The 5,209-nt window shown below is 32.1% G+C and carries 7 protein-coding genes; 6 read left to right on the top strand and 1 reads right to left on the bottom strand.

Annotation, left to right across the window (positions count from 1 at the left end; genetic code table 11):
• Nucleotides 1-391 precede the first annotated feature (391 nt).
• Nucleotides 392-1,129: a DUF1444 family protein gene (locus JT739_RS11115; protein ID WP_237661194.1), complete on the top strand. Its 738-nt coding sequence runs from the start codon at nt 392-394 to the stop codon at nt 1,127-1,129.
• Nucleotides 1,130-1,253: 124 nt separating this feature from the next.
• Entirely contained in the window at nt 1,254-1,520 is a 267-nt protein-coding gene (locus tag JT739_RS11120; protein ID WP_237661195.1) for a hypothetical protein, read from the top strand.
• Nucleotides 1,521-1,586: 66 nt separating this feature from the next.
• Here the strand turns inward: JT739_RS11120 and JT739_RS11125 are convergent, their stop codons facing one another.
• Nucleotides 1,587-1,883, bottom strand: coding sequence for a hypothetical protein (locus JT739_RS11125; RefSeq protein ID WP_237661196.1), 297 nt, complete (start codon nt 1,881-1,883; stop codon nt 1,587-1,589).
• A gap of 196 nt (nt 1,884-2,079) precedes the next feature.
• On the opposite strand from JT739_RS11125, the gene JT739_RS11130 reads away from it, so the two are divergent.
• The 4 genes from JT739_RS11130 (at nt 2,080) to JT739_RS11145 (ending at nt 4,911) form a co-directional block, all read left to right on the top strand.
• The gene (locus JT739_RS11130; RefSeq protein WP_237661197.1) at nt 2,080-2,469 is read left to right on the top strand and encodes a helix-turn-helix domain-containing protein; all 390 of its coding nucleotides are present in this window, start codon (nt 2,080-2,082) and stop codon (nt 2,467-2,469) included.
• Entirely contained in the window at nt 2,463-3,263 is an 801-nt protein-coding gene (locus JT739_RS11135; protein WP_370642660.1) for an ImmA/IrrE family metallo-endopeptidase, read from the top strand. The genes JT739_RS11130 and JT739_RS11135 overlap by 7 nt, the downstream gene beginning before the upstream one ends.
• 1 nt (nt 3,264) lies before the next feature.
• A complete protein-coding gene (locus JT739_RS11140; protein ID WP_237661199.1) occupies nt 3,265-3,831 on the top strand; it encodes a hypothetical protein in 567 nt (188 codons plus the stop codon).
• A 225-nt stretch (nt 3,832-4,056) separates the two neighbouring features.
• Nucleotides 4,057-4,911: a hypothetical protein gene (locus JT739_RS11145; protein ID WP_237661200.1), complete on the top strand. Its 855-nt coding sequence runs from the start codon at nt 4,057-4,059 to the stop codon at nt 4,909-4,911.
• The last annotated feature ends 298 nt before the right edge of the window (nt 4,912-5,209 follow it).

Below are 5,209 nucleotides of genomic sequence, written 5' to 3' on the forward strand. Positions count from 1 at the left end.
CAAAAGCAAAACAACAATACAACATAAAGCAAGAGACAATTAAGAAGGCTAAGGAAGTATTTAGCAAAACCACGTATGAGAAGCTAAATAACATACCTGTTTTTAATATGGGTAAAAAGACTCCAATATCAACTATATTAAAAGGCATACAACGGAGCGGGTATGCTATATAGCTGGTTTTGTATCAAAAAGATGGGGATACTTCTGACCATAATTATCCTACAACAATTTGACACTATCAATTTAAGATAAAAACATTGCACATACCTATAATATAACGTAAAATATAAGTATACAGAGAGAGCATATTCTCTTACACAGCCAGTAGATGCTGGAATAAGTTAAGAGAGTATGCTTTTTGTGTTTTATAGAGTTATTAAGGAGGTAGGTAATGCTTACTATTGCTGATTTTTCAAGGAAAATAATTTTTGACTTAAATAGAACATTTCCAATAGCAAGGGTCCAGGGAAAGTATGTTATTGTGGAGTCTAACCCAAACAGTGTGTCTGTGCCTATTAGTAGCATTTATGGGCAATACCAAGAGACCAAGGATTATAGGAAAACTTTAGCATCATATATTAAAATTATTAATGATATTCTGAGTCAATATAAATTTAAGATTGACTATAACAATGTTTATCCGCTGCTAAAGAGTAGAAAGTTCGGAAAAGGAGAAAAGGATTTAGATTTTTATAGAGAGGAAGCCTTTGCCGATGTAGATACACTTTATGTTACAGATGCAGGAGAAGTTTTTAGATTTGTATTAAAAACCGATGATGTGGATTTTAATATGGTGAAAAAAGCAGCATGGGAAAATTTAAATAGAATGAGAAATCCACTAGTTAAATTGGATACGGCTCTAGCAATATATACCTTGAAATACACAACAGATTATAACTCAACCCTGTTATTAAGTACTGCACTACAGAATCAGATATGCAAAAAGATAGGGCGGGATTATCTCTTTGCAATTCCTTCTGCTACTACGCTAATAGTGGGTAAATTATGCCATGAATATATAAAAATTATAGAATCACTGATTATGATAGATAATGACCCGAATAAGGTTTCAGACAAGGTTTACAGGTGTAAGAATGGAATATTTGATATTATTGATGAAAGATATTAAAGGATAAAGGAAATTAGGGAAAAGTATAATTTTAAGGGGATTACAAGAAGTTATTCCAATTGATTTAGAGATAACAAATTCATATAATATAAAAAGTAAAATATAAAAAAGGTGATATGGCAATATGAATAAGGTTTTTATTGAATGTGATGAACTTATTTACGAATATAAAATAAATAAACAAGACATTATAAAGCAACTAGAAGCGATTAAAATAGAAAAAGACCGGGATTTTATAATTACCTATGAAAATGATTTTAGATTTACTTTGGCCGGTGAAATGAGTAAAAATAACACCTCGATAATTCTAACAAATATTATAAAAGCCGATGATTTTAAGGAAATGGATAATTCAGACTTATTTCAGCGGGAACAAGGTGATTGCGGTTAAGGAAAATTGGGATAAAAGAACAAGGCTTTGGGGATAAAGTTATACATCCTACAAAGCCTTATTTTGTTAAGATATGGACATTTCAAGTTTTACTTTCTCTAAAAAATTCCTTATTGTAGGGATGTTGTTAAGCATTTGTTTATATTCATAAGGTGTTAATTTTTGCTGAATTTGATTTAAATACTGTTCAATTGTTTGGATGTTAGATAGGGACAAGGAATTATAGGTAGCAGGGTTAAGAAAATAAAGGGTTAAGGCTTCAATCGCTTCACCTATTTCCCCTGAAACCTTATCCCCTAATATACCCTTTACAACTTGCTTCAGGTAATTCAGTTCCAGCCTAAAAACTTCTAAGTTTATCATTATAACCACTCCTCGCAAGAGATTTTCGGGTATTATATAGGTGAGTTCATAGAAAATCAAAAAATCAGCACTAAATTTTATTTAACGAATTAAGTATAACTTTATGCAGAAGTAATAAAATATTACATAAATGTATAAAATATTGACACAAAACCAATATTGATGTAATATAATATTACAAAAGGAGGGATTAAAGATGTCAAAGGATATTTCCATTGGATTAAAAATAAAGGCTATTAGAGAGGCAAGGGGATTAAGCCAGATTGAGGTAGTAGAAAGACTTGCTGAAAAGGGGATTAACATGAGCAGGGAAACATTGAGCAAAATAGAAAACGGCAACAGGACTGTATCGGCTATGGAGTTAAATGCCATATGCAAAGTTCTGAATATAGATATAAACATTCTTTTTGAAGATGAAGAAGACGACGATTTAGTTACACTATTCAGGAAGAAAAATTTTTCGGAAAAAACGATTGAAGAAGTTGAGAAACTCCAGGATATGATAAAGATGTTTATTTACCAAAAGAAAATATACAATGGAGAGTTTAAACCACAAAAGAGAAAGCCACTGTGGGAGGAGTGTTAATATTGCAAAAGAATAATTTGAATCTCCCAGAAGAATCCTTCAGACTGCAAATCAAAGATTTGGCAGAAGAAGTAAGAATAAAATTTGCGAGAAAAGGGCTTTCCGATATATTTGATATTCTATCGGAGGCTGCATTTTTAATAAGAAAACCATTAGATATAGAAGAATTATCAGGGTTTACTACCTATTTTGAGGGACAGTTTATTGTCTATTTAAACAGCAATTTTACTTTGGGACATGAACGCTATACTGGCGCCCATGAACTATACCATCTTATTTATAATGCCGACATCCTGAAAAAAGAAAAAATCCTTTTGAATGATGAAAAGCATAAAGAGGAAGATGCGAAAGCGGATGTATTTGCTTCCGAATTTTTAATGCCTGAAGACTATGTAAAAGAAGTATTTTATAAAATTGTCAATGTAGATAAAGACAGTGTTTTACCAAGGCATATCATTAGAATGCACAATTATTTTAAAGTAAGTTATAAGGCTATGTTAAAAAGGCTTATCCAACTTAATTTATGTTCTATTGACAAGTATGAGGAACTGGTAGACATCTGTTCACTGGAAAATACGGAACAACTCCAATCTTTAACCAGACGGGAAGGCTACAGTATAGACTTGATAACTCCATCAAAAGAAACATATGTGCCAAAAGAATATATTGAGTTTATAAAAACCAACTACGAAAGAGGGAATATCTCATACAAGAACATGAAAAACAGCCTTGAATTTATCGGACTGGCTCCTGAACAATTCGGATATGAGTATCCCCAGGAAGAGGACTATTAACATGAGATATACAGGAGCCATATCTGATGCCGATATCCTGATTAATTTAGCCAGGGTTAACAGATTGGATATTTTAGAACTTTTATTTAAAGAAATCATCATTCCTCAATTTGTATATGACATTGAAATAAAGAAAAATGCAGGAAGATATTATGGTTTGATTAACGAAGCAATTCATAAGGACGGGAGTATATTTAAGATTGTAGATAGGAAGAAAGATATATCTATAAACGTACTTGCAAGAGATATCATCGAAGATAAGAAAAAGGTAATCGGTCCAGGAGAAAGTGAATGCGCAGGATATGCCCAGGCGTTGAGAATTCCAATAATAATATCAGATAATTACACTGAATTTAAGTGGCTGGATGAGTTCATTACCCTTACACACAATAATATTCTGGCTTTATGTGTGTATTTTGGTGAGATTACAAAAAACGAAGCAGAAGATATTTTTAATAATATTAATAGCAAATTGACGCACCCAACTAAGGACACATTTGAAGAGCAGTATAGAAAGGCTTTTATAAGATTTGAGAGAAATGGCTGGAAAGGATATTTAGGCATATGAAGACAGGAATATGGGTTAAAGGGATAAGGTTAGATGGAAGTAGTAATTGTTAGAATGTAATTGTGTTCTTCTTTAATATGCGCTACAATAGCGTTAGCGACACAGATGGAGAGCATATTCTCTTTATACAGCCAGATTCGTTTTGGCAGTAATTAAGGAGAATGTGCTTTTTTATTTTTTGAAAGAAAATTCGAGGCGATAAAATCAAGGTTAGAGGTGATGGATATGAGAGTGACTTTTCAGGAAGAGAGTTTTAATGAAAAATGCTTTAATAAGATATTCCAAGGATTATCATTCAAGTGGATTGGGTTAGAGTTGCCAATGATAAAGGAAATAGCAGAAGTAGAAAGGATAGAGAATTATAAACTACCATTATTGATGTTTTTACTTGAGGATGATACATTGCTTCACATGGAAATTATGAGTGATAAAATAAAACCTGGCCTCCAGAGCATGCTGACCTATGACATGAGCATAGTATTGAGATATAGGATGCAGGTAAAGACTGTTATTCTGAATTTTGGAAGCAAGCAAAATAGCAATTTTCAGAGGAGTTTTGGTTCAGTTTATTATAATACTCAAATTGTAGATTTATCAGGACTTGATGGAGAAAGAGTGCATAAGGAAATTAGTCAAAAAATTAGTTCGGGTTTTCCTATTAATGAGGCTGACAAACTGAGCCTGGTATTTCTTCCATTTATGAAGAATTCCTTACCTTTTAATGAAGTGTTGCTGAAGGTTATGTCAATCATAGGGAAAATAAAGGATGAAGAAGAAAGGATAGCGTTCTTAACAGTAATTTCAGAAATTGTATCGAGATTAATAGGTAAACAAGGGGTTGAGGTTTTAAAGGAATATCTCATGGATACGGAGGTAGGATTAAGTATAAAAGATGCAGGGGTTAAGGAGGGAATGCGGGAATCAATAATTATAATACTTTTGGAGAAATTTAACGTCCTACATGATGACATCTACTATGCAATTGCGAAACAAAACAACGAGGACACATTAATGAAATGGCTTCAGAATGTAACCAGCATTTGCAGTGTTGATGAACTGAAGGAAATGGTATTAACTTAGAATAAAGAAAATAAAATTAGATTTCTGACATTTCTTACTCCCTATTTTCCGTATTACCCTATAGTACCTTAATGCCCTAAATCCATATAATTTATCATGAAAATCAAGTAATAGATTAAAACTATAAAATGGAGACTTAAAATAATAGCACAGAAAAAAGGGGACGTTACCGTCCCTTTTTTGAATTCAACCATATTCTTTTTGCCAGTAGCCCAGCAAATTACACATAACATGTAAAGCACATACCATATTAGGTTATTAAATAATTCTGTTTAGAATTGATAGTGTAAAATTTTAT

Origin of the sequence: Tepidanaerobacter sp. GT38 (assembly GCF_021991635.1) — a bacterium.
Taxonomy (GTDB): Bacteria; Bacillota; Thermosediminibacteria; order Thermosediminibacterales; family Tepidanaerobacteraceae; genus DTU063.

What these genes read in the sequence shown, in the direction of transcription:
- JT739_RS11130 (WP_237661197.1), top strand. Translation starts at nt 2,080, where the DNA reads ATGTCAAAGGATATTTCCATTGGATTAAAAATAAAGGCTATTAGAGAG.
- JT739_RS11145 (WP_237661200.1), top strand. Translation starts at nt 4,057, where the DNA reads ATGAGAGTGACTTTTCAGGAAGAGAGTTTTAATGAAAAATGCTTTAAT.
- JT739_RS11115 (WP_237661194.1), top strand. Translation starts at nt 392, where the DNA reads ATGCTTACTATTGCTGATTTTTCAAGGAAAATAATTTTTGACTTAAAT.
- JT739_RS11120 (WP_237661195.1), top strand. Translation starts at nt 1,254, where the DNA reads ATGAATAAGGTTTTTATTGAATGTGATGAACTTATTTACGAATATAAA.
- JT739_RS11125 (WP_237661196.1), bottom strand. Translation starts at nt 1,883, where the DNA reads ATGATAAACTTAGAAGTTTTTAGGCTGGAACTGAATTACCTGAAGCAA.
- JT739_RS11140 (WP_237661199.1), top strand. Translation starts at nt 3,265, where the DNA reads ATGAGATATACAGGAGCCATATCTGATGCCGATATCCTGATTAATTTA.